General features: G+C 46.7%; 1 protein-coding gene. It reads left to right on the top strand.

Annotated features, from left to right (window positions below; genetic code table 11):
- Positions 1 to 861: replication endonuclease (locus tag C9J47_RS26820; protein ID WP_146150859.1), on the top strand; the 861-nt coding region annotated here is incomplete at both ends.

Below are 861 nucleotides of genomic sequence, written 5' to 3'. Positions count from 1 at the left end.
TGTTCTTCATGGAAAAGCGTCATGAATCCACGGTGACAAGCCTCTTTAAAAAAGAAGCAATGAAGGATTCACCGAATGAAAAAGGCGCAAAGAAATACCGTTTCACATCTGAAAAAATCGATTGGTCGAAAGGCTCTGCGGTTGGCTACGTGGCTAAGTACCTGTCAAAGAATATCGATGGTAAACATATCGATTCTGACCGTTCAACCACGCTGGAAGGAACGGAAGCCGCTGAACGTGTTGTTACTTGGGCGCGTGTTAATCGCATTCGTCAGTTTCAATTTATTGGTGGTCCATCCGTTACCGTGTGGCGTGAACTTCGCCGAATTCGTCAAGATTTGAAAGAGGATGATGCTGTGTTTAATCGCCTTGATAAGGGTGAATGGCTCACTCTTGAAAATGTTCGTCGTGCTGCGGATTCTTCTGATTGGGAAGCTTTCTGTTTAGCAATGGGCGGTGTGTTCGTGCGTCGTAATGACCAAACCGTTAAGCCTGTTTATCAAGTGCCTACCATCATGGAAAAGCTGATAGATGAGTTCGGTGAAGAGCATGCAACCACCCTAACCTCTAAAACCCGCTATGGCGATGATGCCAACACACGTGTGATTGGTGTGGTCTTCAAGGCTGCTTACTTAGCTACACGTGGGCGTCAATGGAAGACCGAAAACAAAGAAAAATTCCTTCGTGGAACCAAGCGCATCATGACGGGTGTCACTGACATCTTCGAGGTACTTGAACGCGAGGGAGAATACCAACGTATGGCTGATGAGCAATACGACCAGTACCAACAATATTTACAACGTGTCGATGAGCTTACGGCTTTTGCTTTTGATGAGTCGCAATGGCCTGCGTTCGTGGGCG

The sequence above is a fragment of the Photobacterium indicum genome, assembly GCF_003026215.1.
In the GTDB taxonomy this organism is placed as follows: domain Bacteria; phylum Pseudomonadota; class Gammaproteobacteria; order Enterobacterales; family Vibrionaceae; genus Photobacterium; species Photobacterium indicum.
This window is presented reverse-complemented; position numbering and strand designations above follow the sequence as displayed.